The organism is Enterococcus sp. DIV1279b, from assembly GCF_050531515.1.
Lineage (GTDB): Bacteria > Bacillota > Bacilli > Lactobacillales > Enterococcaceae > Enterococcus_D > Enterococcus_D casseliflavus.
On the sequence record NZ_CP172891.1, the window covers coordinates 2,841,708 to 2,868,666 of the forward strand.

A 26,959-nucleotide genomic window follows, 5' to 3' on the forward strand; every position below is an offset into this window, starting at 1 on the left:
CTAAAAATCACTCAAAATAGAGATAGCTGAACGTTTTTCCATCGCCGGTGTAGGCTGAAAAACGGTATCTGGATAAAGTTCAACTAATTCTTTTAAGTCTTGAATTTCTGACGTCGTTAACATCACTTCCTTTGATAAGGTTTTCTTATCTTCCGATGGCGGTGTCATTTTCCCAGCATTCCCCACGTTCATTAATTCGATTTCCGTTGGGAAAGCTTTCGCAACTTTTACCGCATCTTTGACATTAGGGACTAAAACCATCAAGCGCATGTCCTTCGCCCGCGGATCTTTTAACAAATGAATCGCGTCATCAACTGTTTTAATAATGACTTTGACATTCGATGGTGCAGCCATCTTCAATGTCATCTTTTGAATATCGTTGGTAGCCGCCTCATCGCTTGCTACTACTAACCCGGTTAAATTTAGACTCTTTGTCCAAGTCATCGCTACTTGTCCATGAATTAATCGTTCATCAATTCGCACTGCTTTAATCATTTTTCTTCCTCCTAAAAAAAATCTTCCTCTTCATTTACTACATGTACCTCATCAAGAATGGTCATCTTTAATTCCTGTTGGCATTTATTTACCAGTTCCTGAATATCCTCCTTTGTTAATTCCTTGGTTGCCAATACTATTTCGAGCAGAATTGGCAGATTAAAGCCAGACAAAATAGTTACAGCAATCTCTTTCTCCAAAAATGTTTTGGTAATCTTCTGATTGACACTTCCGCCAAATAAATCGGTAAAAACAAAAATCTGATCCTGCTCGTTCACCTGGTTTACAAATACATTCAACTCCTGTTCAAAATCACACTCATCCACATAAGCATTAATCACCGTAATCTCTTGAACCTTCCCCGTCAGTAATTGAATACTGCTAAGAAAGCCTGAAGCTAAGTGACCGTGAGTCGCTATTAGAATTTTCTTCATATGGTTAATTCCTTTCTTTCTGTTCACTTTTATATAAGCAATTCCTGTGCCAACTTTTAAAAACATTGGTTTAATCACGTTAATTCACATTAAAAAAAGTGTCTAACCTAAAAAAAACAGATTAGACACTTTTTTAGACACTTTATTTTTGAATATACGGTCCTAATAATTCATAGAGCAGCGAAAGCTCATAAGCATTGACTTTAAAATTATATTTCATCTCCATTGATTGAAAAATACTTCTAGAAACATAATAAAATTCATCTTCATCTGGTTTCAAATCATAATTCGGTTCTTCAGATTTTTCTGTCCGAGCCAAGAATAAACGTTCCATCATCAATGCCGTATGCATATAGAGATTTAGTTTTACACGGCCATTTAAAGTGAAATGATAGTAATTTTCATATTTAGAAATGACTGTTTCCACTTCACTCATCACGATCGTTGGGTTCAGAAAGTTCAAACGGTCCGCAATTCCTTCCAACGAAAAGAATTTTACTAGCTCCTGAATCAAGCGGTTAAATTCTGCCGGCTTCATTTCAGGACTCAAAATATGCTCCAAATTGGCTGCTCCATCACCGTCTAAGATGTCATAAACATTAATATTAGGAATTGAAAAAGAACGTGGAAGATCCGAAGTCGTGATGACCAATTTTGTCTTGTCAAAATAAGTTTCATCATTTTGGTCGATTAATTCACGTAGTTCTCTGTAGTCCTTCGTGAAAACTTCGATGGATTCATCCGATAAATGATGACGAAAAACATCTTTCAATTTGTCCGAAATCCCCAAACCCGACATACAGGAAATGATAATGTTGCTACTTTGAGAAAAGCCTTCAAAGTATTGAACATTGATTGAATACTTGTCTGCTGCATCCTCTGCAATCTGTTTAAATGGCGCATTCATCGTCATCTTCAAGCCAATATCAAGTGCAATGGAAGTCGTCAAATTATTCAGAAGAAGTAACTCCCCTTTTAAATCGTTCTTGATCTGTGTGTAAATTTGATTTAAAGAGCCCATATCTACGATCAGCACTAGACTATCTGTATTCACTTGCCGTTTCACGAAATTCCTTGTCGATTCGACAATCTCTGACACATTACTCTCTACTGGCATATCCAACGCTTCAAAAACATAATTGCCGCATAATTGATTCACTACTGCTTGAATGCTGCTAGCCGTACTATCTCCGTGAGCAAGCAACAGGCCCTTCAGCTCGATGGATTCATCTACATAATCAGATAAAGTCACGACAATAAGCAGTCTTAGAAAGTTCTCGTCCTTTTCTGAGAGCGGTGGTAAATGCTCCAAGAACTGATTACATAAGTAAGTCGTCCGAGGTAGATTTGCAGCTAATGTACGATTTATCCCGGTTAAGTCTGTCTTATAGCTTGGGGAAATGACATAGGATCTGCTAATAATTTCTGCAACAGGTCCACTCGTCGTCAATCCGTACGTTTTTCCTAAAACGGATACCCAGACCTTTCTAAACATCTGAATCATCAATTTTCTACTCATTGATAAAAAAGAATCCTTATCAATGTGATGCACCAAATGCTGTACTTCATTCTTTATCGAAGAAAAATTTTCATTGAAATTACCTTCATTTATCAGCTGAGTAATTTTTTCCAAAATCGAATCATAATCAAACGGTTTGATTCGATCCGTTTTTATCTTTTGATTTTTCTTTATCAATAAACTAGCAATCGGCAAGCTTTCTACTTCGGATTCCAGCATATTTAACTGAATCAAGATCTCATTTTTCCCAATCGTTAATGGTTCTTCTTGTGTTCGACTATACACATCCGCACAACTGATTTTAATGATATTCTTCAGCTTACCAATATTCCCACTAAAGGGATGAGATAACATTAAAGACAAGGCTTCTCTTGAAACAATAATATCTTTTTGTAAAACATCCGCTTCATTTTGAAAAAATAATTGAATCAGCTCTAATCGTTCTCGAATGGGGCGATCTTCAAAAGTTGGCAACATAACACTAATTTGAATACGCCGATCAAAGGTGTCTAATAAATAATTTTCACCTTTTTCCGTCGTGGCGAAAATAAAACGAACCTTAGCAGAATGCCAATTTACATTTTCACCGACTGGACGATAGTTTCCAGTATCAATAAATAGAAAGAGCTTTTCTTGATTTTCTTTCGATAGGCGATGGACCTCATCGAGAAAAAGATAGCCGTTGTTGGCCGTTGCCAATAAACCATCGGTATCCTTTTCAGCCCCCGTAAAGGCCCCCTTCTTGTATCCAAACAGTGTTGCCGAAAGCAGTTCGGGATTGTCCGCATAATCGGCACAGTTTAAGATAGCAAATGGTGCATCTTTTTCAATAATTTGCTCATGGATAGCGTATTCAAAAATTTTTGTGGCTAAAAAACTTTTTCCAACACCCGTGGCTCCATTTATTAATACACTGAGTCCGTTAGGCGGATATTTGACAGCGGCTATACATTTTTGAATGACCTCTCTCAGACTTCCGTCATGACCAACTACAGAATGAAAGGCTTCGTTTATTTGCTCCGTATTATCTACAACCGCATATTCATCTAAAGGCTTCCACAAAACAGGCTTTCCCGGTAATTTCTCGACCTTTTTATCTTCCACTAATCTCGTCAAATAATGGCTGGCATTCTGACGAGAGATACCTAGATTCTTCGAAATTTTCTCGGCAGTGACAGAAGACATATTCCCTGTTAGTCGTATCAGCTCATCAAAAACTCGATCTTTAGCGCTCTTTTTCATTTTTTCCTCCAGTTTAATGTGTCTAAAAGCATAATAAACTATCGGCTGCAATATGTCTATTCTATATTTGTATTCCAATTTTTACTTTGAAACACAAATAGTCGAATATTTGCCTCAGATATCTGACAAAATAATTTATCTACCAATTTAGTTTTTATCTAATATGATTTTTATGTTTTTTCATAGCTACAAATATTGAACTGGATTCATATATTAGTTTTATTAATAGATTACAGAAGGGTTAAGTATATTTGCATAGTTTCCAATTACTTTATCCTTCTGTAACTTTTTCAATCTTAGATTTACTAGCCCGTCTCGGGCCCTATTTTACAATGGTTTTGTCCACTTTTCTCTGGTAGAAAAACGTGGTAGAAAAAATAAAATAACACAAAAAAAGCGGCGTTTCATCCGCTTTTGGTAGAAGATTGGAAAACTCAGATAGAAAAAGGACGATTTTTAGCTCTTTAGAACGTTGATAAGTCCCCATTCTTACTGAGTTTTGCCATTATCTCCTATACATCTTCAATTCCAAGAACAAATCATTATAGATGCCCAGATACTCAGCACCTAAGTTTTCATAGACTTCGAGGTGTTCCATTAATTCATCGGATGGATAGAATTGTTCGTCTTCGGTGATCTCGTCAGGCAGTAATGCCATGGCTGCTTGGTTAGGTGTGGAATAGCCGATGTATTCTGCGTTTTGTGCAGCGTTCTCGGGTTCCAGCATAAAGTTCAAGAAGGCGTAGGCGCCGGCTTCGTTTTGTGAGGTCTTAGGAATGACCATATTATCAAACCACAGGTTGGAGCCTTCCGAAGGGATCACGTAATGAATGTGCTCGTTTTCGTACATCATGTCGGCTGCTTCCCCAGAAAATGTGACCGCAACCGATGCTTCTTCATTTGCCATGTACATCTTGATTTCATCTGCGACGATGGCTTTGATGTTTGGGGTCATGGTCCGTAGCTTATTGAATGCCTCTTGCAGCTGATCGTCGTCTTTACTGTTTAGAGAATAGCCTAAGCTGTCCAAACCTAATCCCATCACTTCACGCGCGCCATCGATCAGCATGATGCTATTTGCTAATTCGGGTTTCCAAAGATCGTCCCATTGGGTGATCTCACCTTCATCAAAGAATTTATCGTTATAGACGATCCCCAGTGTTCCCCAGAAATAAGGGATGGAATATTGATTGCCAGGATCAAAACTCAAGTCCAAAAAGCGAGGGTCGATATTGTCTAACCCTTTGATTTTACTGTGATCCAATGGTTTTAAAAGATTTTGTTCCATCATTTTCTCAATCATGTATTCACTCGGTATGGCGATGTCATAGGACGTACCGCCTTGTTGGATCTTCGTGAACATCGCTTCATTTGAGTCAAAGGTTTCATAATTGACTTTGTAGCCTGTCTCTTCTTCAAACTTACTGATCAAATCAGGGTCGATGTAGTCGCCCCAGTTGTAGATGTTGACGACCTCAGCGCCTGCCATACCAGAGGAGCGTTCCAATTCACGGACACCAAAGAGCAAGATCAGGACGATCGCAACAATACCGATAATCAGAGATTGTAGTCGTTTCATCGCAGATTTGCCACCTCCACACGGCGGTTTTTACGCAATTTCTTCGCGCCGTTTTCTTTACTGATAAAGTAATAGCCTACCACCAGGATCATGGAGAATAAGAAGACAAGTGTACTTAATGCATTGATTTCTAAACTGATTCCTTGACGTGCTCTAGAATAGATCTCTACCGATAAGGTACTAAAGCCATTGCCTGTCACAAAGAATGTCACGGCAAAATCATCGAGTGAATAAGTAAAGGCCATGAAATAGCCGGCGATGATGCCCGGTGTCAAGAAAGGCAAAATGATATTTTTAATGACTTGAAAATTATTCGCGCCTAAATCACGGGCAGCATCGATCATTGAATCGTTCATCTCTTGCAGTTTCGGCAAGACCATCAAGACCACGATCGGGATACTAAAGGCGATATGCGAAAGCAATACGCTGAAAAAGCCTAAGCTAAACCCACGGAACAAGTTGCCGATCATCGTAAAGAAAATCAAGAAGCTGGCACCAATGATGACATCTGGTGAAACCAACAAAATATTATTCAAACTCAACAATGCCGTTCTCGTTCGACGTTTGCGGGTATAGTAGATGCCCATCGCTCCAAATGTGCCGATGATCGTTGCCAGTAATGCTGATAAAAATGCCAGCATAAAGGTGTTCAACACGATGATCATCAAGCGGGTATCTTGAAAGACGGATTGGTAATGTTCAAAAGTGAAACCCGTAAAAGCATTCATGGTGCCTCCTTCATTGAAGGAATAGAAAATCAAATAAAAGATCGGCACGTACAAAAGAATAAAGACGACGATCAGATAAAGATTCGACCAGCGAAATTTTTTCATTTACGTTGCCCTCCTTTTTTCTTTTCTCCCGTAAACAGCATCACGAGGAACATGGCGATGATCAAAATGACGCCGATGGTCGAACCCATGCCCCAGTTTTGGGTAACGAGAAAGTGCTGCTCGATCGCCGTACCAAGCGTGATCACGCGATTGCCCCCAATCAAACGGGTCAACATGAAGAGGGAGAGCGACGGAATGAAGACGGCTTGGACGCCGCTTTTCACCCCGTTTAACGACAGAGGGAAAATCACTCGTCGAAACGTATCATAGCTGTTTGCCCCTAAATCGCGACTGGCACTGATCAAAGAGGGATTCATTTCTTCTAAGGCATTAAAAATCGGCATGATCATAAAGGGCAGTTCGATATAGACGGCAACCGTCAAAAAGCTAAAGTCGGTAAACAAAATCTGCTTTGGTCCAACACCCATGATTTCTAGGAAGTTGTTGACACTGCCATGAATGCCGAAAATCCCAATAAACGCATAGGCTTTTAACAATAAGTTGACCCACGTTGGTAAGATGATCAACAGCAGCCACAAATCTTTGTGACGCAGCTTAGTTAAGAAATAGGCTGTCGGGTAGCTGATCACTAAGGTAATCACGGTGATCAAAAAGGCATACCAAACCGAGTTTAAGGTCATGATCAAATATTTGCCAGAACCTAAGTAGCTTTGATAATTGACCAGCGAAAAGTTGCCGTTCATATCAAAAAAGGATTGGTAGATGATCAATAGGACTGGTGCAATAACAAATAGCAATAACCAAAAGACATAGGGTATCGCATAAAAACGACGCATTTTCGTCATTAGCTTTCCCTCCTAATCTTCGTAGCTCTCTAAACGAGCATCAAAATCTTCTTCGGACTCATTGAAACGCATGACGTGGATATCTTCTGGTTCAAAGGAAAGACCGATCTTGCTTCCTTCAGTGGCTTTTCTTGTAGAGTGAACCATCCATTCGTTGCCTTGTTCATCGTAACAAATGATTTCGTAATGCACGCCTCGGAACAATTGCGTGTCTACTTCAACGACCAGCTTGCCTTTTTCAACGGTCGTCAAATTCAAATCTTCTGGACGGATCACGATCTCAACGGCTTCATTCGGCCGCATCCCGCCATCGACACATTCAAATTGCTTGCCGACAAACTCCACTAAGTTGTCTTCGATCATCGTACCTGTGACGATGTTGCTTTCACCGACAAAATCCGCCACGAAATGGTTGATTGGTTCATCGTAAATATCCACTGGTGTGCCGCTTTGGACGATCTTCCCTTTGTTCATAACGAAAATCTCATCACTCATCGCCAACGCTTCTTCTTGGTCATGGGTGACAAAAATAAAGGTGATGCCTAGTCGCTGCTGCAATTCCCGCAGCTCGTATTGCATGTCAGTTCGCAATTTCAAGTCCAATGCGGACAATGGTTCATCAAGAAGCAATACTTTGGGCTCATTGACGATCGCTCGTGCGATTGCGACCCGTTGACGTTGGCCTCCTGACATTTCGCTGATTTCACGATTCTCATAACCAGGAAGTTGTACTAGCCGCAACGCTTCTAAGACTTTTTTATTCACTTCATCTTTTGGTAATTTTTTGATTCGCAGACCAAATGCCACATTTTCAAAAACGTTCATATGTGGGAATAAGGCGTAATCTTGAAAGACAGTATTCACTTGCCGTTGATTGGCAGGAACGTCATTGATTCTTTGTCCATCAAAATAAACGTCGCCTTCTGTTGCGTCCGAAAAACCCGCAATGATGCGTAAGATGGTTGTTTTTCCACAACCTGAAGGACCTAACAATGTATAAAAGCGACCTTCTTCAATATCAAAACTCACTTTTTTCAAAACTGTTTCATCATCATCAAATCGCTTCACCACATTGTTGAATGAAATTATTGTTTTTCCCACACTCTTTCCTCCTGTACTATAAATAAGAATCTGTCACGACTACAAGCACACGGCTTTTTTTGCCCGCAATATTTTTTAATTGATGCGGCTCAGTCGCCTGATAATAAATCGATTGGCCTTTACGAGCCTTGTACTGCGTTTCTCCTAGTGTCAAGGCCACACTGCCCTCTAAGACATAGATAAATGTTTCTGCTAACGATGGTTCAAAGGTCTTGTATTCGCCCGCTTTATCAAAGGTCAGCAAGACTGGCTCCATTTCTTTTTCATTGGAATCGGGAATCAGCCACTTCAATTCATAGCCATTTTCTTCATCATAATAAAGCGTGCTGTCTTCTTCGCGATAAACCACTTGATGCTGCGCATTTTCTTCTCGGAAAAATTCCTCTGGTGTCACGCCTAAAACTTCTAAGATCGTAAAAAAAGTTTCCATAGAAGGCGAACTCAAATCACGTTCCAACTGTGAGATATAGCCTTTCGTCAAATCGGTCCGCTCGCCTAATTCTTCTTGGGTCAAATTCTTTTGAACGCGCAAATTGCGCAGCTTCTCGCCAATCTCCATGTTCATTCCCCCTTTGATTGACACAACTTCAAATAAAAAAGTTTGCTATAAGTAAACTTCATGTTTAATTTCACTTTTTCTAGTATACAAATAATTGCAAAAAACACAAGCCTTTTTTCTTCATTTTTTTGAATTCTTTTCTCCCTGATCAAAAAAAGGAGTGACGCTAAACGCTTGTGTTATAAAGGAAACGATTGGTGGTCCCGGCATTTTCGCTTTTTAAAGGTTTAAAAGAACAACTTCTATTTTAACGAAGAAAAGGTAGATTTAATAATGATCTGTTTTTGCTGATTTTTTGATAAGAAGACCTGCCTTTTCTTGCTTCACTGGTTAAAAAAATAAAACTTATGGTATTATGAGTACAAACCATCAAAGGAGTGTCTGAAATGACGAATTTCTCTACCTTTCGTGTCATGAATGAACCAAATTTTACTGCTTCACTCACAACTGCAACCCTTGACGAGCTGCCAGCAGGCGATGTGCTTGTCCGTGTTGATTACTCAGATGTCAATTACAAAGATGCCTTGGCAGCAAAAGAAAATGGCGGCGTGATCCGCACGTATCCGATGACGCCGGGAATCGATTTAGCAGGGGAAGTCGTGGACAGTCAGTCTGCTGATTTTGCCCCAGGCGACCAAGTCTTAGTGACAGGTTATGGCTTAGGGGTTTCTCACCCAGGCGGTTACAGTCAATTTCAACGGGTCCCAGCCGAGTGGCTCGTGAAACGTTCTGCTGGTTTTTCAGCAAAAGACAGTATGACCTATGGCACTGCTGGGTTCACAGCAGCTTTAGCGGTGCAAGAATTAGAACAGCTGCACTTAGCAAAAGACGCTGCTATTTTGGTGACAGGCGCTAGCGGTGGCGTCGGCAGTGTCAGCATTGCTTTATTGAAAAAACTGGGCTATACAAATATAGTGGCGCTATCTCGGAAAACCGATGCGCAATGGTTGTTGGACCTAGGCGCAGCGAAAATCGTCAGTCCTGATGACGTGGTACCAGAAAAGGACAAACCATTAGCAAAACAAACGTTTGCAGCGGTCATCGATACAGTTGGCGGTCCATTGCTTGCGGCAGTGCTTCCGCAAATCGCTTATGGGGGCGGTGCCTTCTTATGCGGCAATGCTGGTGGAATCAAAATCGAAACGACTGTCTTACCATTTATTTTGCGTGGGATTCGCGTAATTGGGATCGATTCGGTCAATGTTTCCCATGAGATCCGCACGGCATTATGGGAGAAATTAGCGGGTGAGTGGAATGTGATCGATCAGCTTTACACGAAAGCCATCACTTTGGAAGACTTGCCAGAAACGTTGGCAGCTTTATTAGCAGGCACGCACCAAGGACGGACGATCGTTGAGGTGTCACAAGCGCAATGAGAATTTTGATTACGGCTGGCGGTACTTCCGAAAAAATCGATGATGTCCGTGCAATCACGAATCATTCCACGGGCTCACTTGGTCAAGCCATTGCCAAGGAATGGCTGCAATACCCTGAGGTGGCCATCGATTACGTTACGACGAAAACTGCCAAACAACCGCCGACCGATCCATGCGTTACCTGTCATTTCATTGAAGGGACCACGGACTTGTTGACGCAGTTGACCGATTTATTGACGACCCATTCGTATGCTGCTGTGATCCACAGTATGGCAGTCAGTGATTTCACCCCTGCTGCTCATTTTTCAGAAGCAGCGTTTTATGAAGCAATCAACGATGCCCTACCAGCTTATGACAACCAGGTCACTCCGGCATTGATGGCACACGTGCTCTCACAATCTGAATCAACGGCAGGCAAAGTTTCTTCCAATACTGATCATTTGTTTTTAGTGTTGAAGAAAACCCCGAAAGTGATCCAAACCATCAAAGCATTACAGCCGACAACCTTATTAGTCGGATTCAAATTATTAGTAGACGTAGCGGAAGCCGAGTTGTTTGCGGTCGCACGAAAAAGTCTGCTGGCTAGCCAAGCGGATTATGTGTTGGCCAACGACTTGACGCAAATTTCTGGAAACCAGCATGTCGGACACCTTTTGACACAAGAAGGACAAATCGGGACTGGCCGCACAAAAGCTGAGATCGCAACCTTGATCGTTGACACATTACGCAATGACCTGCGTGCTTAGCTAGATGTTTTTTAGAAAAGGAGAAAGAAACATGAAACAAAAACACGTTCTGCTTGGCGTCAGCGGCAGTATCTCTGCATACAAAGCAGCCGACCTAACCAATGAATTAACCAAAAAGGGCTATGCAGTGGATGTCTTAATGACTCAAAACAGCACACAATTTATTACGCCTTTGACGTTACAGTCATTATCCAAACGCCCGATCCATGTAGATGTTATGCAAGAACGTCAACCAGATCGCATCAATCATATTGAACTAGCCAAACAAGCCGATCTTTTCTTGCTCGCCCCAGCCAGTGCCAACAGTATTGGCAAGCTGGCGCATGGGATAGCCGATGATTTGATCTCAACAGTTGCCTTAGCGTTGCCGTTATCCGTGCCCCGCTTGATTGCGCCAGCCATGAATACCGTCATGTACGAAAACCCGATTGTTCAAAGAAATTTGGGGATTTTGAAAGAAGTCGGCTTCCAAGAGATTGAACCCCGTGAAGCGTTACTGGCTTGCGGTGATTTCGGCAGAGGCGCATTAGCAGCAACAGAAACGATTCTCGAAAAAGCATTGACTGCTTTGGAAGTACGGAGTGTCTAACAATGAAAAAAATATCAACTTTTGAACTTGTCTTAACAGCTTTCTTTTTAGGAATCTTGATTCTTTTAGCATCGGTTCCCTTTCTTGGGTTTATTCCCTTAGGACCAATCAATGCGACAACGATGCATATTCCTGTGATCATCGCTTCTATTGTATTGGGACCTCGGATCGGCGGCTTTTTAGGCGGCGCCTTTGGGATCATCAGTATGGTGCGTTCGACCTGGATCATCACCCCGCTTTCTTTTGTCTTCTCCCCTTTCGTACCGATTTATGGGAGTGATCAAGGAAGCTGGAAAGCGATCCTCGTAGCGTTGATTCCTCGTATTTTGATTGGTGTCGTTCCTTACTTTGTGTACAAAGGCTGTCAAAAAATCTGGAAAAACAAACAGCAAAGTCTTTCGCTACTGATTGCTGGTGTTGCTGGAGGCTTGACGAATACGATCCTGGTAATGAACTTGATCTACTTCTTGTTCCAGCAAGAATATGCGGAGGTTGTGGGGAAAGCTGGCAATGCTGTCTATGCAGCGATTTTGGGTGTGATCTTCGCTCAAGGTGTACCTGAAGCCATTGTAGCGGGAATCGCCACGATGGCAGTTGGAACCGTCCTTTTGCGCTTAGTCATGAACCGCAAAAAAAATCGTATCTAAAAAAATAGCGACCGCCCAAAGTTAGCTTTTTGGCTAACTTAGGCGGTCGCTTCCCTTTTGAGTGTCTTATAAACTTTGTGTCACTTGGAGTGCTTCGACAAGCTCTTGATACTGCTCTTGGGTCAAATACTCTTCATAAAATGTCAGATAATCATCGATATCTGCTTGGGTCAAATAAGGCAGCTCTTGCTTGATTTGCAGCAGCAGTTCTTCAAACTCCTCATCCGTCAGCATATAAGAAGACCAATCATCGGTTTCATCATAGCTATCCCAGTACTCATCATCATAATCATTTTCATAGCTGTCATCCCAACCATAATCATAGGGAGAAAACAATTCTTCTGGGTCAATCAATTCTTCCGCTGTAGGGATTGCAACAGCAGTATCACTTTTCTTCCCTGTAAAAGTCACCGTGGCTCCGATAGTGGTTTGCAGCTCATCCGCTTGCACGAAGTGAAAAGCCATTTTCTGCTGATTTGTTTTCGTATTGACGGTCATGGTTAAGTCAAACTGCTCGACTTCTTCCAACATCGTTTCTAATTCGGCGACTTGCTTTTGATCGGCGCCTTGTTCTTGGGCATAATCTGCATAATTTGCCAATTCTTCTTTGGTAAACGTGTGGCTGATCGTATCTCCATCTCTTTTGAAAGCATCCGGTTCAAAGGTTTTCAAATAGTCTGCAAATGTCTCATTATGAAAAAGACTGTTCATGGTAAAGAGGTTTTCAGGCTCTTTTTCTGCTTCGGTTGTCCCCTCGCCGTCCTCTGCAAAAGTTCCTTCGCCAAAGTAAGAATCTAAGGTTTCTTGATCGATGCGCAGGTATTTGCCTTCATATTCCGCAGCGTCTGGTTTTGTCCCATAACTGTCACTACCAAATGCGCTGATATACCCTTGCAGTGTTTCATAGATTTCAGCTGACACATACGCTTCTTGTTTTTCTGGATCGACGATCAGCTTGATCGGCAGCTCCTGCCCCCCAAAAGCGACTGCCAGATTGAGTAAAATCGCTTTGGTTTCTTTGTCCTGGACGAAGTCCCCTTTAAATGACGAGCCGACTAACTGTGACATCAACATAGAGGCATACCTATCGGCTTCTTGACCGTATTCGCTGCTGCTGCCCATCTCAAAGGTATCGATCGTCGCTTGGAATTCACCAGCATTCGCTGCTTGCTGATTCGTCAACTGTTCGGCAAACTGTTCTTGCGGTAATTTCGTACAACCGCCGAAAAGAAAGGCGAACCCAACAAACAAAATGACGCGTCCCCACTTTTTCATCCTGCTCACTCCTTTTCGTTTATTGTACCGAAGACTGAGAAAGCTTACAAACCTAAGCTCTTTTTTATCAGCTCTCATAAAAAAAAGACTGCCCCTCAGGACAATCTTTTCGCTATTCTATTCTTCGCCGATGATTCGGACTTCTGTTTCTAAGGTGACATCAAAGGTTTCTTTGATGACTTGTTGGATATGAGCGATCAGTTCGACGTAATCCGTTGCAGTGGCTTGATCGACATTCACGATAAAGCCCGCATGTTTTTCCGAAATTTGGGCTCCGCCCCATTTCAATCCTTGTAAGCCTGCATCTTGGATCAGCTTGCCGGTAAAATGACCGACTGGACGTTTAAAGACACTCCCACAAGAGGGGTATTCTAGCGGTTGCTTCAATTGCCGCAATTCTGTCAGTTCATCCATCCGCTTTTTAATTTGCTCTTGATCGCCTTTTGCTAGATCAAAGCGACTGCTTAAAATGATCATCTTTTGCTCTTGCAATTTGCTATGACGATAAGCAAATTCCATTTCTTCCTTGGTATAAGTCACGATTTGACCATTAGCCAGCAAAACGTCGCAGGACGCAAAGACATCTTGGATCTCGCCATCATAGGCGCCAGCATTCATAAAGACGGCACCGCCGACACTGCCAGGAATCCCGCAGGCAAATTCAAAACCAGTCAACGATTCATGCAAAGCGACATAGGTGGTATCGATCAACTTTGCTCCAGCATCGACGATCAAAGAAGTGCCGTCTACCACGATTTGGTTCATTTCTGATAGCATGATCACCACGCCACGAATACCACCATCACGGACGATCAAGTTGCTGGCATTTCCTAAGACGATCCAAGGAATCGCTTGTTCTCGGCAATAATCAAGCAGCTGTTTGGCCTCTTCTGCTGTTTTTGGAAAAGCCAAAATGTCTGCCGGTCCACCAGTTTTTGTATACGTATAGTTCAATAAGGGTTCATCTTTTAATAAGGCAATTTCAGGGAATTGCGCAATCATCAAGTCTTTATTCACGAGAAGGTTTCCTTTCACAATAAACATCTCACTTATTTTAGCATGTTCAAGGAAAAGTTGCTACCTCTGGTGAATCAAAGAAAAGCTTAATAATCGAATGACCTGATTAATAAAGAGTAAGCTTCAAAAAAAGTGTTTTGTTATTTCAGATAATCGTTCTTTCATCTCCGTAGTGACTTTATCGACTACTTCTAAGTTGCTGCGATGCAAGAAGTCCACACTGCAAATATGCTGACAAAGAATCGTCCCTTGAACTTTACTTTATTGTGTTTCGGTAACTGTTTGAAACGCATTCGATCGAGCAAATTTTTCTTCTACATATTTTTTGAGCTACTGAGTGGCATCACTAAGACGTTATTGAAACTCTTGTTATAATAATCATTACTAACCACTACACACGGTCTTTTTTTGCCATTTCATTTCCTTTGGTGGGATTTAAGTCAATAAAAGAATATCTCCTTGCCTTACCATTCAATGTTCTCCTCACCTAAATCTTTTTCAAAAAACATCTCACCTGTGTCAAATTTCCCCATTTCTTCTATGATCGCTAATTCTTGTTTCCAAAAATCTTCAAAAGAAGGTGCTGCTTTTTCGCCTCTTACCTTGATCTCACCTTCTGGGGTAAATTCAAAAACTACCCAGTGATTCTCTTTTAAGCCTAGTATTTGCCGCACACTTTTTGGAATAGTTATTTGATTTTTCGAAGTCATTTTCGCTGAAACTTGCGCTTTGATCGTCATGAAACTGCCCCCTTTTCAAAATGACTGTATCATAAAATGGAAGTAAACGTAAGAAGCCATCGTTCCTTTTCCGTACTACAAACGAATTTTCTCTAGCATCCAAATTTAATCCTCATTCTTCCTCCTTGTTTTCCTTATTCCGCTCACTTGCTTTGCGCTTCTGGCTTTTTTAGGTAAAATGGGAGGCGTAGTGGAAAATAAGGAGGAATCTCGATGAAATTTATTTCTTGGAATGTGAATGGTTTACGGGCCATCGTTAAAAAAAATTTTTCTGAAGTGTTTGAAGCCCTCGATGCTGATTTCTTTTGTTTACAAGAAACAAAGCTGCAAGAAGGTCAGATTGAATTGGATTTACCAGGCTATCATCAATACTGGAATTATGCGGAGAAGAAAGGCTATTCTGGCACAGCAATTTTCGCAAAAGAACCTGCACTATCGGTCCGTTATGGATTAGGGATCGAAGAACATGATACGGAAGGTCGCGTCATCACGCTGGAGTATCCTGAATTTTTCTTGATTACTTGCTACACACCGAATTCCCAAAATGAATTGCGCCGCTTGGATTATCGCATGACTTGGGAAGATGCCTTTTTGGCTTACTTGACTGAATTGAAACAACAAAAGCCAGTGATTCTCTGCGGTGATTTGAATGTTGCCCATAAAAATATCGACATCAAAAATTGGAAAACCAATCAAAAAAGTGCTGGGTTTACACCTGAAGAACGGGAAAAGTTTTCGACTCTTTTGGCTGCTGGCTTTACCGATACGTTCCGCTATTTCTATCCAGATGCAGAAGGTATTTATTCTTGGTGGAGCTACCGTTTCAACGCTCGCAAAAACAATGCTGGCTGGCGCATCGATTACTTTGTCGTTTCGGATGACTTAAATGAGCGCTTGCTAGACGCCAAGATCCATACAGATATCATTGGTAGTGACCATTGTCCGGTGGAACTGGATCTCAACTAACCGTAAGAAAACTTCAGTTTTTCTTAACGTTTGTTCGCTTTTCATTCTTTGATTTTGTGCTAGAATGGCAATGAGGTGAGTCTGATGAATTTTATCGCAATGGACTTTGAAACAGCAAATTATCAAAAGCATAGTGCCTGTTCCCTTGCACTAGTCATGGTACAAGATAGCAAAATCGTGGGCGAATATTACACATTGATCCAACCGGAAACGGAATTTTTTTGGAAAAACATTCAAATTCATGGCATCCGTCCAGAAGATGTACAAGAAGCGCCTAAGTTTCCTGACGTATGGAAACAAATCCAACAATATTATCAACTGAACAGTTTGATCGTTGCGCATAACGCTGGTTTTGATACTGGGGTTTTGGCGGGATGTCTTGATTATTATGGGTTGTCACAACCAAATTATCTTTCCTTATGTACGGTGCGAACGAGCCGCAAACTGTATCCAGAGTTTACAAATCATAAATTAAACACGGTTTGTGAGCAATTACAGATTCCTTTACTAAACCACCATGATGCACTAGAAGATAGTCGGGCATGTGCCCAAATCTTATTGCGTCAAGAAGAAGAATTTGGTATCGATCCATTAAAAAAATTGGTTTTAGTCAAATAAATAAGAACGTGCGTCCTAAAGTCAGCATTGCGCTAGCCTTTAGGACGCACGTTTTCATTTAAGAAAGGATTCATTTTAGGTCAGATCGATCCAATAATGACAGATTATAGCGCCATCTTCAGGATCAAAGACTTTTTCTGTCAATTTACCTCCGTTGTTTTCAATGACTTTGGCGGAGGCGCGATTGGCTTCTTCACAGGTTACTAACACGTTGTTCAAGCCAAATTGTTTGGCACTTACCAATGACTGTGCCAACATTGCCGAGCCGATGCCTTGCTTTCGATGGTCTGGGTGCACCGAATACCCGATGTGTCCGCCAATTTGGCGCAAATACGCATTAAGTGTCAGACGCAGATTCAAGAGACCGATCACTTTTTGATCTTGGATAGCAAGATAGGTACGGGCGGGAACGAATCCTTCTGGTACCGTTTCTGCTGTTTTAAAATCCGCCAATCCCTCTAGCCAGTCTTTGGCTGTGGGACTTTCTACAAGTCCTGCCCCACCGTGAATGACTTCTTGATTCTTCTCGAAGGCTTGCCGATACGCTTCGATTTGATCGCAGTCTGCGATCGTCGGTTCCCGAAACTCCATTTCCTTCACTCCTTTTTATGATTCAAAAAGACGTGCCATCATCAAGACGTCAACTTTTTGCCCCTCGCGGGTTTGCACCGCTTCTTTCATACAGCCTTCTGTTAGAAAACCAAATTTTTGATACAGATGAATCGCCCGTAGATTTCTCGCTTGGACGGTCAACTCGATGCGGGTCAATTCGCCAACTTCTACTACCCAGTCCAGTAATTCTTCAATCAGGAGCGAACCTAAGCCCAAGCCCCAATAGTCTTTTAAAATCGAGATACCGATCTCCCCGACATGGGCTAATTGCCAATCTTCGTGGCCTTTGACTGATGCCATGGCGATCAATTGTTCTTGATCAAATGCCAACAACAGCAAATAGTCATCCCGTTCATAGATAGCGTCCAGGTGTTCTGCCAATAGGGCTTCTGGTAACGCCAAGCCGCTTTCGTCCATCAAGAGAAAATCCGTTTCTTCTCCTAGCTGTTGACTGACTGCTAACACAGCTTTGGCATCAGCACCCGTGGCTTCTTTGATCTGTAATTGGATCTCACTCATGGGCTGCCTGCCATTTTGTTGTGATCCGTTGCAAAAAGGCGGTTGCTTTGGTGCCATATGCATGACATTTCACAAGACGTTTTTGTTCATCTGTATCATCTTTTTCCAAAATCAGTTCTAAATAATCCTCTGGCAGGGAGGCTTCTAAGAGATTGCCCCATTCGATCACACACAAGCCATCCCCTTCGAAATAATCATCCAGTCCTAAATCTTCTGCACCGTATTCCACCCGATAGACATCCATATGATACAGCGGTAGCCGCCCATTGGTATATTCACGAATGATCGTATAGGTCGGACTTTTGATCAGTTGCTCGATTCCTAGCCCCAAGGCGATGCCTTTCGTCAAGGTTGTTTTGCCAGCACCTAAATCGCCCGTCAATACCAGATTATCCCCTGGCTCGGCTGCCTCTCCAATGATTTTTGCAAATGCTGCGGTTGCTTCTAAGTCGTTAATGGTAAACATAGTCCCCATCCTTTGATCAATCTAATTTACTAGTTGCTAGTATAGCTTGTTTTTCAAGGAATTGTAAAGAAGGAGCTTAGGAAAAATTCCCCAACGATCACTGGATCGTTGCTTTTGCGCACACTTCCTCCTTTGCTGCCCTCAACTTTCCAAGAGCAAAACAAAAAACTGACCCTCAAGGGATCAGTTTTTCATAAGTGCAGCGATTGGCTGCTTATTTTTCCATTAGTGTTTGTGCCGCAGTAATGATTGATAATTTGTAGACATCTTCTTCATTTGAACCACGAGACAAATCAGAGATTGGTTTGTTCAATCCTTGTAAGATTGGTCCAATCGCTTCAAAGTTACCGAAACGTTGGGCGATCTTGTAACCAATGTTTCCTGATTGTAAATCTGGGAAAACAAAGACGGTTGCTTTACCTGCTACTTCAGATTCAGGAGCTTTCAATTGCGCAACTGCTGAGATATACGCAGCATCGAATTGCAATTCTCCATCGATTTGGTATTCTGGTGCCAATTCTTTGGCGATTTTTGTTGCTTCAACGACTTTATCTACTTCTGGTGCTTTCGCAGACCCTTTCGTTGAGAAGCTTAACATAGCAACTTTTGGATCGATTTCAAATAATTCAGCGGTTTTCGCTGAGTCAACAGCGATTTCTGCCAATTCTTGTGCAGTTGGGTTTACATTGATGGCACAGTCTGAGAACAAGTATTTTTCTTGGTCACGACCACGAACCATTAAGAAAGCACCACTTGTACGGCTCACACCTGGTTTTGTTTTGATGATTTGTAAAGCGGGTCTTACTGTATCACCCGTAGAATGGATCGCTCCTGAAACCATTCCTTCAGTAATGCCCATGTAAGTCAACATTGTTCCGAAATAGTTGACATCTTTTAAGATTTCTTCTGCTTGTTCTTTCGTTGCTTTGCCGTTGCGGCGTTCCACAAAAGCTTCAACCATTTCATCCCAACGATCATAATTTTCAGGATCTAAAATTTCAAAGTTTGATACGTTGATTCCGCGAGCTTCCGCTGCTTTTTCGATTTCAACCGGGTTACCGATCAAAACAGGTTCAATTAATTCTTCTGAACGTAAACGGCTAGCAGCGCCTAGGATACGAGGATCTGTTGCTTCAGGAAAAACGATTTTGATATGACGACGCACGATTTTAAATTTTAAACTTTCGAATAATTCCACGGGTAAAGACCTCCAGTTTTTTTATACCTTTCCATTGTACAATAATTGCGAAAAAAAGAACAGATAAAAATCCTGTATTAGTCGATTATTTTAAATATCGTTACCTTTTTCACAAGTTTGCTCATTCTAAATAACACAGTTTTACAACTGTGTTATTTTTTCCGGCAACGCCCAGGAAATCGGTTCTTCCCCTAACGCCAGCAATGCTTGATTGATCTTAGAAAAAGGCTTCGAACCAAAGAATCCTCGATGCGCTGATAACGGACTTGGATGAGGCGCTGTTATAATAATATGTTTGCTAGTATCTAGCAAAGCGGCTTTCTTTTGGGCGGGTTTGCCCCAAAGCACAAAAATGACCGGTTCTTCTCGTTGATTCAATTTTTCGATGATCGTATCAGTCAGCTGCTCCCAGCCATGCCCGTGATGTGAATAGGCTTGCCCTTCACGTACTGTCAACACGGTATTCAACAATAAGACCCCTTGTTGCGCCCAAGGTACGAGATAACCGTGGGACACAGGTGGAATCCCTAAGTCATCAGCTAATTCTTTGTAAATATTCCGCAACGAAGGCGGTATTTTGACCCCCGGCTGTACGGAAAACGACAGTCCGTGGGCTTGGTGAGGGCCATGATAAGGATCTTGACCTAAGATGACAACTTTTACGTCATGGTATGGTGTCAGTTTTAAGGCTTCATAAATATGATCCATTGCTGGATGGATCGTTTGCTGGGCATATTCTTGTTTCAAGAAAGTCCGCAGTTGTTGGTAGTACGGCTGCTCAAATGATTCCTGCAATTGTTCTTGCCAATCATTGTCCAATATTCGTTTCATAGCGAATCTCCTTTGTTTTCTTCTAGGATAACAAATCCCTCCCCTTAGAAACAAGAATTACTCTTCGAAAGAAAAAAAATGCGCGATTTATGGTACACTATTTGTAGAAACGATTAAGAAAGGACGCTGACAATGATCAAATTAATTGCTTCTGATATGGATGGTACGCTTTTAAATGCTAGTATGCAGATTTCAGAAGAAAATATCCAAGCAATCAAATATGCCCAATCCAAAGGAATCGAATTTATGGTCGCAACTGGCCGTAACCGCAAAGAGGCTTTGCCGCCGCTGCAAGAAGCCGGGATCGACTGTGCAATGATCACCTTGAATGGTGCCCAAGTCTACGACGAAGCGGGTAATTCATTATTTACTGTGCCGATCAGCCATGAACAAACTCGTTCGTTGATCGACCTACTCAAAGAAAACGACATCTATTTTGAGATCTCCACGAGCAACGGGATCTATTCGGAAAGCCAAACACGTCGGATCGAAAATTTTGCGATCCACACGGCAGAAGCAATGCCCCATTTAACCCATAAGATGGCGATTGCTATGACAGCAGCCCGTTTGGAATTTTTACCGATCAATTATGTCGATGATTTCAGTGAGTTGTTTTCGATCGAAGAATTAGAATTTTTGAAAGTGATCTGCTTCCATCAAGATGGTGCGCGGGTATTGGGTCCTATCACGAAAATCATCGATGGGTACGGCGATCTAGTGGTGACTTCTTCTGGACAAAACAATATTGAGATCAACCACCGAAACGCGCAAAAAGGAATCGCAGTGGCGCATGTCGCTAAGGATCGGATGATCTCACTGGAGGAAGTGATGACGATCGGTGACAACTTAAATGACGTAAGTATGCTGCAACTGGCAGGCGTTAGTTTTGCAATGGGAAATGGCGAGTTAGAGGTAAAAGAAGCCGCGAAGTATTTGACGGACACCAATATTGAGTCTGGTGTCGGCAAAGCGATCGTTCGGGCAATTGATGAAAATCTTTAAATCACGCAGCTTTTTGGGGATACATGAGGAGGCGTAAGTATGTCAGAATTTTTCATCCAAGACAGACAACTTAGCAGAGTCACACGCACCATTGTCAAAGATGAAACAGGCAAATCACTGTTTTTAATGGTGGGCCGTTGGGGAACTAAGGGCGATGCTCTTTCCCTTTACCGCTTGAATGGGCAAATGGTCGCTAGTATCAAACAAATCAGTTTTACTTTTGGTACGCGCTTTGAGATCTATAAAGACTTTGAGAAAGTCGGTACACTGCAAAAAATCTTTAACTGGCCGGGTGATTTCTACTATATCCAGCAGCTTCACTGGGCGGTCCACGGCGATATCTACAATCATCGCTATGGGATCCATCATTTCAATAAAAAGATCATGGAAATGGATAAGGCGACCTTATTGACGGGGGATTATTATGTACTGGATGTCGTTGATGATCGGGATGCACCAGTCTGCATCTGTATCGCTGCCGTCATGGATTACTGGCTGTACAATCGGCACCGCAAGAAAGACCATCCTCTTGAGCTTCGACTAACAAATGGAACCAGCTGAAAAATCAGCTGGTTCTTTTTTGCATATGGTCGTATAGGTGGCCACTGATCTCTCTTTGGGCCACGACTTCAAAGCCATGCTTTTCATAGAGCCGCTTCGCATGGGGATTTGCTCGGTCAACACTCAAGCCGATCACCTCATAGCCATCTCTAGAAGCAATTTTCGGCAACGCTTCTAATAAGGCTGAGCCGACACCTTTGCCGCGAAATTTCTCAGCCACACAGATGGTATCTAAGTACCATTCATTTGGTAAGGTTTCTTCATCGATAAACAGCTTCATGTCTTTACTTAAGCCGTACTGTTCCAGCACTTTATCTAGAGGCTGATCGATCGTCGCCTCTTCTTTGTCTGGGTATCCAAAGGCGACCCCAGCAACCTCCCCGTCGATCTCATTGACCAACGCACGGCGAAAGCCGTAACGATAGTCGGGTTCTAGCATGGCATCTGCCAAAATCTCTAAGGTCTTTGCTTCACCGATCTCTTTGACAAAGGGCAATTCCATATCCTTTAAAATGACTAAAACGAGTTCAGCCATGACAAAGCGATCTTCTTTTTTTGCAAATCTTATCACGTTTTCTCCTCCTTGCTTCTATACATAGAATAACAATTCTCTCAAGAAAAACCAAGTTGAATCGACAAAGGTTCAACACAAAGTTTTCCTTATTTATTCATGCAATTCCAACGGCAAGCCGTCTGGATCTTGGAAAAAGGTCATTTTCTTATTCGTAAAGGTATCGAAACGAATCGGTTCACACGCAATTCCTTTGGCGGCTAACTTTGCCACGACTGCTTCAATATTTTCCACCGCAAATGCCAAATGCCGCAAGCCAGCTGCTTCGGGGAAACTTGGTCTTGCTGGTGGGTTTTCCACCACAAACAGTTCTATTTCTGATTCCCCAAAGCGCAGGTCGATTTTTACATCTTTCTTTTCTGGGCGCGCATGTTCACGAATCACTTCAAAGCCTAATTTCTCTACATAAAATTCTTTGGTCTGCTGGTAATCACTGGCGATGATCGCCACATGATGCATTTTTGAAAACATTATTGCCACTCCTTTGTATTGGACTCCTCTCTCAGTTTAAAGCCTTTGGCTGCATTTTACTAGAAAAGACTGCCGAAGTTCTCCTCTTTTCATAAATGGTTTCTGTTATACTAGAAAGCGGAAGGTGATGAAAAAAATGAAACTACTTTATATTTCAATCTCTGGAAATACCCGTGCATTCGTCAACCGCTTGTTGGCCTATGCGGATCAGCAAGACACTCCGAGTACTTGGGAAGCCAAAGAAATTCATGACAATAGTGTCTTTGAACAAGAAGACGAACCTTATGTGGTTTTTGTCCCTACCTATTTAGAAGGTGGAAATGGCGTCGATAACGGCGATCAGGAGATCCTCACAGAAACCATGCGGGAATACATTGACTATGAAAACAACGCAGCTCTTTGCTTAGGCGTGATCGGCAGTGGCAACAAAAACTTCAATTATCAATATTGCTTGACCGCAAAGCAATATGCGGAGCAATTTTCGATCCCGTTCTTAGCGGATTTCGAGCTGCGAGGCACGACCCAAGATATTGAACGGATCTATGCTTGTTTGAAAGAAAGCGATCCTGCCCACAGCAACACTTAGCTTTAGCCAGCATTCATTAGCCATTAGGAGGACTTTTGCATATGGAACCACAAACGATGATCATTTTGATCATACTCGCCAGCATTCTCATCTTGACCGCACTAGATATCTGGAATCGATACAAAGTACGCCGTTACGTTCGGCTTGCTTGGGGAAAGCTTCCCCGTCAGCCCCGCTTTGATAAAGAAGCGAGTTTGAAAAAGGCTTGGCTGACTGAGAAGAAGTTTCACGATTTTGATAGCGAGGTCGATGACATCACTTGGTATGACTTGGATGGCTTTTCGTTGTTTGAGTCCATTAATCTGACGTTTTCCAGTGTTGGTTCAGAAGCATTGTACCAGCAATTACGCAATTTTCGCTTCAAGACGGACAAACAGCTGACCAAATTGATCGACTTTTTTGCTGCTGACAGTGCCGCACGCGAACAATCCCAATATACGTTTGCTCGTTTAGGAAAACAAGATGATAATTTTTCGAAAGCCTACTTGGCCAATGAAGCTGCGCAATCGATCGGCTCTCTGCCGTTCTTTGTCTTTTTAGGTGTGCTGCCGTTAGTCGGCATCTTGCTGCTCCTGCTGGGGTTTGTCCAAGGCATCCTGTTGACGTTGGTTAGTGTCGTTTTCAATACGATCTATTACTCCATCAAAAAAGCCAAGCTGGAAACAGAACTGAACAGCATGCGCTATTTGGTTCAAACAATTGCCTGTGGCAGTCAGATCGCTAAAATCAACACGCCCCTCCAAGATGAGATCAAACAATCCTTGGCACCATTAAAGAAGATCACTCGTTTCGCTTTTTCGTTTCGTGCCAAAAACGGCAGCGAAGGAGACATGTTGTTTGAATACATCAATATCATTTTTATGCTGCCGTTTATTTCCTATCAAACGGTCACTACTACCCTGGCAAAGCACCAACAAGCAGCCATCGATCTGTGGAATTTGCTGGGAAAATTGGAAGTCGCAGCCGCCATTTTAAATTTTCGCACGTATATGCCCATAACTTGCTTACCGACCTTCCAAACAAGCGGAGGTGTACAAGCAACGGGTACGTATCACCCGCTTCTAAGTGAAGCAGTCATGAATGATGTTGCTTGGACCCACAATACCCTCGTGACTGGCTCCAATGCCTCGGGCAAATCGACGTATGTCAAAAGCATCGCCATCAATTGCATCTTGGCACAAACGATCCAGACAGCAGTTGCCGAAACCTTTACGATGGTTCCCGGTCACGTCATTACCTCGATGGCTGTCGAAGATGATTTATTTGAAGGCGACAGCTATTTCGTAGCAGAGATCAAATCCATCAAACGCCTGCTAGACACCGTTGCCACAAACCAGCGCTGCTATTGTTTTGTTGATGAGATTTTAAAAGGAACCAATACGGTGGAACGGATCGCTGCTTCTGCCAGCATCATCCATTGGCTGCGAGCCTACCCATCATTGGCATTTGTCGCCACTCATGATATTGAGCTGACTGAAATATTGAAAAATGACTGCTGCAACATCCATTTTTCTGAACAAGTCACGGAAGATGACGGCATCTCCTTTGATTACAAGGTCAAATCCGGTCCTGCCTTGAGCCGCAATGCAATCGCCCTCTTAAAAGTCATGGGCTACCCTGAAACGATCGTTCAAGACGCCTATGCCGCCGCCAATGATTTTGATCAAAACCGTAAATGGCAGGATTTATAACTTCCTACAAACAATAGCGCCTTATCCTGTGACTAACACTGGGATAAGGCGCTATTTTACATTTCATTTAGTCAAACAAACCAGTCGTTAAACTGTATTGCTCTCCTTGTAACACATCGTATTGGATCAAATTGTAGGCATCATAGATTTCTTGGGCTTCTTGATCCAATGCAAGGGTCGTCTGCCATTGCCCGCCTTGATAATATTGACCCATTTCAAAAGCTGGCAGCTCATCTTGCAAGGCCAATAACAACTGGTAAAACCCGCTCGTTGGTTGGTCACTGGCTTCTAATAGGTTCGGCGCAAAGTAAAAGGGACTTGTTACAGGTACATCTTCTGGGGCAAAATTTCCTTGCGAATCGACCATCAAAAACTCCGTTTCATGCAGGGCAGCCGTTTCATTTTGCTCCTTGATCTCATCGGCATAAATGCCTGGTAAATGATCCCCCCAAAAGACGACCAGCGTTCGCCGATCCAGCTGTTCTAATTCAGCTACAAAGTTTTTCAATGCTGTACTGCTGTAGGAGATATCCTGCAGGTAGTTTTCCAAAGAAGCCATATTGCCCGGACCGCTTGCTTGGTAATTCAAGGTATCGTATTTACCAGCATACGGCATATGGGTCTGCATCGTCACTAAATGGACAAATTGCGGTTGCTGATCGTTTTCCAACAATGCCAGCACTTCTTTGTAGGCCGCCTCATCAGAAATGTAAGGATTATTTTCGATTTTGTCGGTATAGGTCATCGTCTCTTGATCGATAAACTGTTCAAACCCCATCACGCCATAGACATCCTTGCGTTTGTACATCGATGTATCGTAAGGATGGATCGCCGTTGCCGTATACCCGGACTGTTCCAAGAAAGAAACCAAGGATGGCAGTTGCGTCAATTTCGGCACCAGCATCGTGTAAGGCGTTGTCATCTGTGGATTCAATAGGCCCATGGCAAAACCAGTCAACGCTTCAAACTCGATGTTTGCCGTACCGCCTCCATAATTTTGCGAAAGCATTTTTCCGCTGATGGTTTGATCGGCGACGTGGTAATAGTCTTTCAACGGATCGCCGGTGATCGACAAGCCATTTAAATGGCTCGGGTCGGAAAAGCTCTCGCTCATCACATAGACGATATTTGGTGCTTCACTTTCACGGTCTTGATTTTTCTCCGCAGCCTGTGCATTGTAGGTGTCCGCAATCGCTTGGATCGCTTCTTTTGAATACCCCTCAGGCTTCGTCATGGCATCTACCCGCAGGTTGTACAAAAACCCACCGATGAATCCCGTATTGTAATAGTTCATTTTTTGTGAATACGGAATCCAGAGCGCCGTCTGATTGTAGGCTTTGCGTAAAAGGTTGTTGCTGTCATTGAAGTGAGAAACATAGACTAAGCCCAGCGAGCATACGACCAGCACCGCTCCTCGCATCACTTGCAAACGCAGGTTTAATTTGCGGCTGCGATAGATACTCCAGCCGATCGCTCCGATCGCAGCCAGAGCGAAGAGGATGGCTAAGAAAAAGGCGCTATTGCCGATCATGGTTCGTAGAAGGTCGAATTGAGTGACCATCTTTAAATCATCGGGATAGATTGGTTCTTGGCGATAGACCATCTTTGTGTGGTTGGCATACCCTAAGATTCCGATGACAACACTATAAAAGATGCCCCCGATCAGTACCGAACCTGCCAAGCTGGCAAACACCCCATACACCAGCAGTAGCACCCCACAAGCCAAGAAAAACTTTGCTGTATGCCACGAAAAGGCAAATTTCAGAGCTAATTCAACGGAAAGATTGTTTTGACACCATTGCAAATATAAATTACTGAAAATGATCAACAGGACGATGGCGATGCCTTTTAATGCGATTTTCAGATAAGGATGGCTATTTATTTTCACGAAGGAACATTCCTCCTTTTC

Annotated in this window: 30 protein-coding genes; 10 read left to right on the top strand and 20 right to left on the bottom strand. The window is 42.5% G+C overall.

All coding sequences use genetic code 11. The annotated features are described in order from the left end of the window. The 8 genes from IGI71_RS13480 to IGI71_RS13515 form a co-directional block, all read right to left on the bottom strand. Entirely contained in the window at positions 1 to 495 is a 495-nt protein-coding gene (locus IGI71_RS13480) for a PTS sugar transporter subunit IIB (protein ID WP_002287026.1), read from the bottom strand. An 11-nt stretch (positions 496 to 506) separates the two neighbouring features. Further along, positions 507 to 1,007 (bottom strand): PTS sugar transporter subunit IIA, encoded by a 501-nt coding sequence (locus tag IGI71_RS13485; RefSeq protein ID WP_256664972.1) that lies wholly within the window; start codon positions 1,005 to 1,007, stop codon positions 507 to 509. Between the two features lie 64 nt (positions 1,008 to 1,071). Then, positions 1,072 to 3,768, bottom strand: coding sequence for a sigma 54-interacting transcriptional regulator (locus IGI71_RS13490; RefSeq protein ID WP_002304269.1), 2,697 nt, complete (start codon positions 3,766 to 3,768; stop codon positions 1,072 to 1,074). A gap of 427 nt (positions 3,769 to 4,195) precedes the next feature. Then, positions 4,196 to 5,269: an ABC transporter substrate-binding protein gene (locus IGI71_RS13495; RefSeq protein WP_430615796.1), complete on the bottom strand. Its 1,074-nt coding sequence runs from the start codon at positions 5,267 to 5,269 to the stop codon at positions 4,196 to 4,198. Beyond that, complete coding sequence (locus IGI71_RS13500; RefSeq protein ID WP_005228535.1) at positions 5,266 to 6,102, bottom strand: ABC transporter permease; 837 nt, start codon at positions 6,100 to 6,102, stop codon at positions 5,266 to 5,268. The genes IGI71_RS13495 and IGI71_RS13500 overlap by 4 nt, the downstream gene beginning before the upstream one ends. Then, on the bottom strand, positions 6,099 to 6,908 hold the full coding sequence (locus IGI71_RS13505) for an ABC transporter permease (RefSeq protein WP_010749878.1): 810 nt from the start codon (positions 6,906 to 6,908) through the stop codon (positions 6,099 to 6,101). The genes IGI71_RS13500 and IGI71_RS13505 overlap by 4 nt, the downstream gene beginning before the upstream one ends. A 12-nt stretch (positions 6,909 to 6,920) precedes the next feature. Then, positions 6,921 to 8,009, bottom strand: a complete 1,089-nt coding sequence (locus tag IGI71_RS13510) for an ABC transporter ATP-binding protein (protein ID WP_005234156.1) — start codon at positions 8,007 to 8,009, stop codon at positions 6,921 to 6,923. Positions 8,010 to 8,025: 16 nt separating this feature from the next. Then, a complete protein-coding gene (locus IGI71_RS13515) occupies positions 8,026 to 8,568 on the bottom strand; it encodes a helix-turn-helix domain-containing protein (protein WP_015510239.1) in 543 nt (180 codons plus the stop codon). Between the two features lie 386 nt (positions 8,569 to 8,954). On the opposite strand from IGI71_RS13515, the gene IGI71_RS13520 reads away from it, so the two are divergent. Genes IGI71_RS13520 through IGI71_RS13535 form a run of 4 tightly spaced genes read left to right on the top strand, consistent with a single transcriptional unit; the run spans position 8,955 to position 11,926 of the window. Beyond that, complete coding sequence (locus IGI71_RS13520) at positions 8,955 to 9,944, top strand: acryloyl-CoA reductase (protein WP_060791398.1); 990 nt, start codon at positions 8,955 to 8,957, stop codon at positions 9,942 to 9,944. Continuing rightward, entirely contained in the window at positions 9,941 to 10,690 is a 750-nt protein-coding gene (gene coaB, locus IGI71_RS13525) for a phosphopantothenate--cysteine ligase (protein ID WP_086295677.1), read from the top strand. The genes IGI71_RS13520 and coaB overlap by 4 nt, the downstream gene beginning before the upstream one ends. Positions 10,691 to 10,721: 31 nt before the next feature. Then, positions 10,722 to 11,279, top strand: coding sequence for a phosphopantothenoylcysteine decarboxylase (coaC, locus tag IGI71_RS13530; protein ID WP_005228528.1), 558 nt, complete (start codon positions 10,722 to 10,724; stop codon positions 11,277 to 11,279). Positions 11,280 to 11,281: 2 nt separating this feature from the next. Further along, positions 11,282 to 11,926, top strand: coding sequence for an ECF transporter S component (locus tag IGI71_RS13535; protein ID WP_005228527.1), 645 nt, complete (start codon positions 11,282 to 11,284; stop codon positions 11,924 to 11,926). A gap of 66 nt (positions 11,927 to 11,992) precedes the next feature. Here the strand turns inward: IGI71_RS13535 and IGI71_RS13540 are convergent, their stop codons facing one another. The 4 genes from IGI71_RS13540 to IGI71_RS13555 form a co-directional block, all read right to left on the bottom strand. Next, complete coding sequence (locus IGI71_RS13540) at positions 11,993 to 13,201, bottom strand: hypothetical protein (RefSeq protein ID WP_231434910.1); 1,209 nt, start codon at positions 13,199 to 13,201, stop codon at positions 11,993 to 11,995. 117 nt (positions 13,202 to 13,318) lie between these two features. Next, the gene (gene murB / locus IGI71_RS13545; protein ID WP_370447898.1) at positions 13,319 to 14,203 is read right to left on the bottom strand and encodes a UDP-N-acetylmuramate dehydrogenase; all 885 of its coding nucleotides are present in this window, start codon (positions 14,201 to 14,203) and stop codon (positions 13,319 to 13,321) included. A gap of 329 nt (positions 14,204 to 14,532) precedes the next feature. Further along, positions 14,533 to 14,610 (bottom strand): type II toxin-antitoxin system PemK/MazF family toxin, encoded by a 78-nt coding sequence (locus IGI71_RS13550; protein WP_231434930.1) that lies wholly within the window; start codon positions 14,608 to 14,610, stop codon positions 14,533 to 14,535. Positions 14,611 to 14,682: 72 nt separating this feature from the next. Next, entirely contained in the window at positions 14,683 to 14,958 is a 276-nt protein-coding gene (locus tag IGI71_RS13555; protein ID WP_333718689.1) for an AbrB/MazE/SpoVT family DNA-binding domain-containing protein, read from the bottom strand. 213 nt (positions 14,959 to 15,171) lie between these two features. Here IGI71_RS13555 and IGI71_RS13560 point away from each other — a divergent pair, with 213 nt between their 5' ends. Both IGI71_RS13560 and IGI71_RS13565 read left to right on the top strand, forming a co-directional pair. Further along, positions 15,172 to 15,924 (top strand): exodeoxyribonuclease III, encoded by a 753-nt coding sequence (locus IGI71_RS13560; RefSeq protein ID WP_005234144.1) that lies wholly within the window; start codon positions 15,172 to 15,174, stop codon positions 15,922 to 15,924. An 84-nt stretch (positions 15,925 to 16,008) separates the two neighbouring features. Further along, entirely contained in the window at positions 16,009 to 16,542 is a 534-nt protein-coding gene (locus IGI71_RS13565) for a 3'-5' exonuclease (RefSeq protein ID WP_010749886.1), read from the top strand. Between the two features lie 75 nt (positions 16,543 to 16,617). Here the strand turns inward: IGI71_RS13565 and IGI71_RS13570 are convergent, their stop codons facing one another. The 5 genes from IGI71_RS13570 to IGI71_RS13590 all read right to left on the bottom strand — a co-directional run bounded on the left by IGI71_RS13570 (position 16,618) and on the right by IGI71_RS13590 (position 20,168). Beyond that, positions 16,618 to 17,133 (bottom strand): GNAT family N-acetyltransferase, encoded by a 516-nt coding sequence (locus IGI71_RS13570; protein ID WP_231434911.1) that lies wholly within the window; start codon positions 17,131 to 17,133, stop codon positions 16,618 to 16,620. Positions 17,134 to 17,148: 15 nt separating this feature from the next. Then, entirely contained in the window at positions 17,149 to 17,673 is a 525-nt protein-coding gene (locus tag IGI71_RS13575) for a GNAT family N-acetyltransferase (RefSeq protein ID WP_231434912.1), read from the bottom strand. Next, complete coding sequence (gene tsaE / locus IGI71_RS13580; RefSeq protein ID WP_010749889.1) at positions 17,666 to 18,139, bottom strand: tRNA (adenosine(37)-N6)-threonylcarbamoyltransferase complex ATPase subunit type 1 TsaE; 474 nt, start codon at positions 18,137 to 18,139, stop codon at positions 17,666 to 17,668. The genes IGI71_RS13575 and tsaE overlap by 8 nt, the downstream gene beginning before the upstream one ends. 214 nt (positions 18,140 to 18,353) lie before the next feature. Continuing rightward, the gene (pta, locus tag IGI71_RS13585) at positions 18,354 to 19,337 is read right to left on the bottom strand and encodes a phosphate acetyltransferase (protein ID WP_005228517.1); all 984 of its coding nucleotides are present in this window, start codon (positions 19,335 to 19,337) and stop codon (positions 18,354 to 18,356) included. Positions 19,338 to 19,478: 141 nt separating this feature from the next. Then, positions 19,479 to 20,168 (bottom strand): uracil-DNA glycosylase, encoded by a 690-nt coding sequence (locus IGI71_RS13590; RefSeq protein ID WP_005228516.1) that lies wholly within the window; start codon positions 20,166 to 20,168, stop codon positions 19,479 to 19,481. A 132-nt stretch (positions 20,169 to 20,300) separates the two neighbouring features. On the opposite strand from IGI71_RS13590, the gene IGI71_RS13595 reads away from it, so the two are divergent. Then, the gene (locus tag IGI71_RS13595; RefSeq protein ID WP_010749892.1) at positions 20,301 to 21,170 is read left to right on the top strand and encodes a Cof-type HAD-IIB family hydrolase; all 870 of its coding nucleotides are present in this window, start codon (positions 20,301 to 20,303) and stop codon (positions 21,168 to 21,170) included. Between the two features lie 39 nt (positions 21,171 to 21,209). Next, entirely contained in the window at positions 21,210 to 21,731 is a 522-nt protein-coding gene (locus IGI71_RS13600) for an LURP-one-related/scramblase family protein (RefSeq protein WP_005228514.1), read from the top strand. 4 nt (positions 21,732 to 21,735) lie between these two features. Here IGI71_RS13600 and IGI71_RS13605 read toward each other — a convergent pair whose 3' ends face one another. Together IGI71_RS13605 and gloA2 are read right to left on the bottom strand one after the other, a co-directional pair. Continuing rightward, the gene (locus tag IGI71_RS13605) at positions 21,736 to 22,302 is read right to left on the bottom strand and encodes a GNAT family N-acetyltransferase (protein WP_005228513.1); all 567 of its coding nucleotides are present in this window, start codon (positions 22,300 to 22,302) and stop codon (positions 21,736 to 21,738) included. Positions 22,303 to 22,395: 93 nt separating this feature from the next. Continuing rightward, on the bottom strand, positions 22,396 to 22,773 hold the full coding sequence (gloA2, locus tag IGI71_RS13610) for an SMU1112c/YaeR family gloxylase I-like metalloprotein (protein ID WP_005228512.1): 378 nt from the start codon (positions 22,771 to 22,773) through the stop codon (positions 22,396 to 22,398). A gap of 136 nt (positions 22,774 to 22,909) precedes the next feature. On the opposite strand from gloA2, the gene nrdI reads away from it, so the two are divergent. Beyond that, on the top strand, positions 22,910 to 23,359 hold the full coding sequence (nrdI, locus tag IGI71_RS13615; RefSeq protein WP_060791576.1) for a class Ib ribonucleoside-diphosphate reductase assembly flavoprotein NrdI: 450 nt from the start codon (positions 22,910 to 22,912) through the stop codon (positions 23,357 to 23,359). A gap of 41 nt (positions 23,360 to 23,400) precedes the next feature. Next, complete coding sequence (locus tag IGI71_RS13620) at positions 23,401 to 25,050, top strand: MutS-related protein (protein WP_231434914.1); 1,650 nt, start codon at positions 23,401 to 23,403, stop codon at positions 25,048 to 25,050. A gap of 67 nt (positions 25,051 to 25,117) precedes the next feature. On the opposite strand, the gene IGI71_RS13625 is transcribed toward IGI71_RS13620, so the two are convergent. Next, positions 25,118 to 26,938, bottom strand: a complete 1,821-nt coding sequence (locus IGI71_RS13625; protein ID WP_144808896.1) for an LTA synthase family protein — start codon at positions 26,936 to 26,938, stop codon at positions 25,118 to 25,120. Positions 26,939 to 26,959 lie beyond the last annotated feature (21 nt).

Bases quoted from the DNA above. Each gene is read 5' to 3' on its own strand.
- IGI71_RS13480 (WP_002287026.1), bottom strand. From the start codon at position 495: ATGATTAAAGCAGTGCGAATTGATGAACGATTAATTCATGGACAAGTA.
- IGI71_RS13495 (WP_430615796.1), bottom strand. From the start codon at position 5,269: ATGAAACGACTACAATCTCTGATTATCGGTATTGTTGCGATCGTCCTG.
- IGI71_RS13500 (WP_005228535.1), bottom strand. From the start codon at position 6,102: ATGAAAAAATTTCGCTGGTCGAATCTTTATCTGATCGTCGTCTTTATT.
- IGI71_RS13505 (WP_010749878.1), bottom strand. From the start codon at position 6,908: ATGACGAAAATGCGTCGTTTTTATGCGATACCCTATGTCTTTTGGTTA.
- IGI71_RS13515 (WP_015510239.1), bottom strand. From the start codon at position 8,568: ATGGAGATTGGCGAGAAGCTGCGCAATTTGCGCGTTCAAAAGAATTTG.
- IGI71_RS13520 (WP_060791398.1), top strand. From the start codon at position 8,955: ATGACGAATTTCTCTACCTTTCGTGTCATGAATGAACCAAATTTTACT.
- coaB (WP_086295677.1), top strand. From the start codon at position 9,941: ATGAGAATTTTGATTACGGCTGGCGGTACTTCCGAAAAAATCGATGAT.
- coaC (WP_005228528.1), top strand. From the start codon at position 10,722: ATGAAACAAAAACACGTTCTGCTTGGCGTCAGCGGCAGTATCTCTGCA.
- IGI71_RS13535 (WP_005228527.1), top strand. From the start codon at position 11,282: ATGAAAAAAATATCAACTTTTGAACTTGTCTTAACAGCTTTCTTTTTA.
- IGI71_RS13540 (WP_231434910.1), bottom strand. From the start codon at position 13,201: ATGAAAAAGTGGGGACGCGTCATTTTGTTTGTTGGGTTCGCCTTTCTT.
- murB (WP_370447898.1), bottom strand. From the start codon at position 14,203: ATGATTGCGCAATTCCCTGAAATTGCCTTATTAAAAGATGAACCCTTA.
- IGI71_RS13555 (WP_333718689.1), bottom strand. From the start codon at position 14,958: ATGACGATCAAAGCGCAAGTTTCAGCGAAAATGACTTCGAAAAATCAA.
- IGI71_RS13560 (WP_005234144.1), top strand. From the start codon at position 15,172: ATGAAATTTATTTCTTGGAATGTGAATGGTTTACGGGCCATCGTTAAA.
- IGI71_RS13565 (WP_010749886.1), top strand. From the start codon at position 16,009: ATGAATTTTATCGCAATGGACTTTGAAACAGCAAATTATCAAAAGCAT.
- IGI71_RS13570 (WP_231434911.1), bottom strand. From the start codon at position 17,133: ATGGAGTTTCGGGAACCGACGATCGCAGACTGCGATCAAATCGAAGCG.
- IGI71_RS13575 (WP_231434912.1), bottom strand. From the start codon at position 17,673: ATGAGTGAGATCCAATTACAGATCAAAGAAGCCACGGGTGCTGATGCC.
- tsaE (WP_010749889.1), bottom strand. From the start codon at position 18,139: ATGTTTACCATTAACGACTTAGAAGCAACCGCAGCATTTGCAAAAATC.
- IGI71_RS13590 (WP_005228516.1), bottom strand. From the start codon at position 20,168: ATGAAACGAATATTGGACAATGATTGGCAAGAACAATTGCAGGAATCA.
- IGI71_RS13595 (WP_010749892.1), top strand. From the start codon at position 20,301: ATGATCAAATTAATTGCTTCTGATATGGATGGTACGCTTTTAAATGCT.
- IGI71_RS13600 (WP_005228514.1), top strand. From the start codon at position 21,210: ATGTCAGAATTTTTCATCCAAGACAGACAACTTAGCAGAGTCACACGC.
- gloA2 (WP_005228512.1), bottom strand. From the start codon at position 22,773: ATGTTTTCAAAAATGCATCATGTGGCGATCATCGCCAGTGATTACCAG.
- nrdI (WP_060791576.1), top strand. From the start codon at position 22,910: ATGAAACTACTTTATATTTCAATCTCTGGAAATACCCGTGCATTCGTC.
- IGI71_RS13620 (WP_231434914.1), top strand. From the start codon at position 23,401: ATGGAACCACAAACGATGATCATTTTGATCATACTCGCCAGCATTCTC.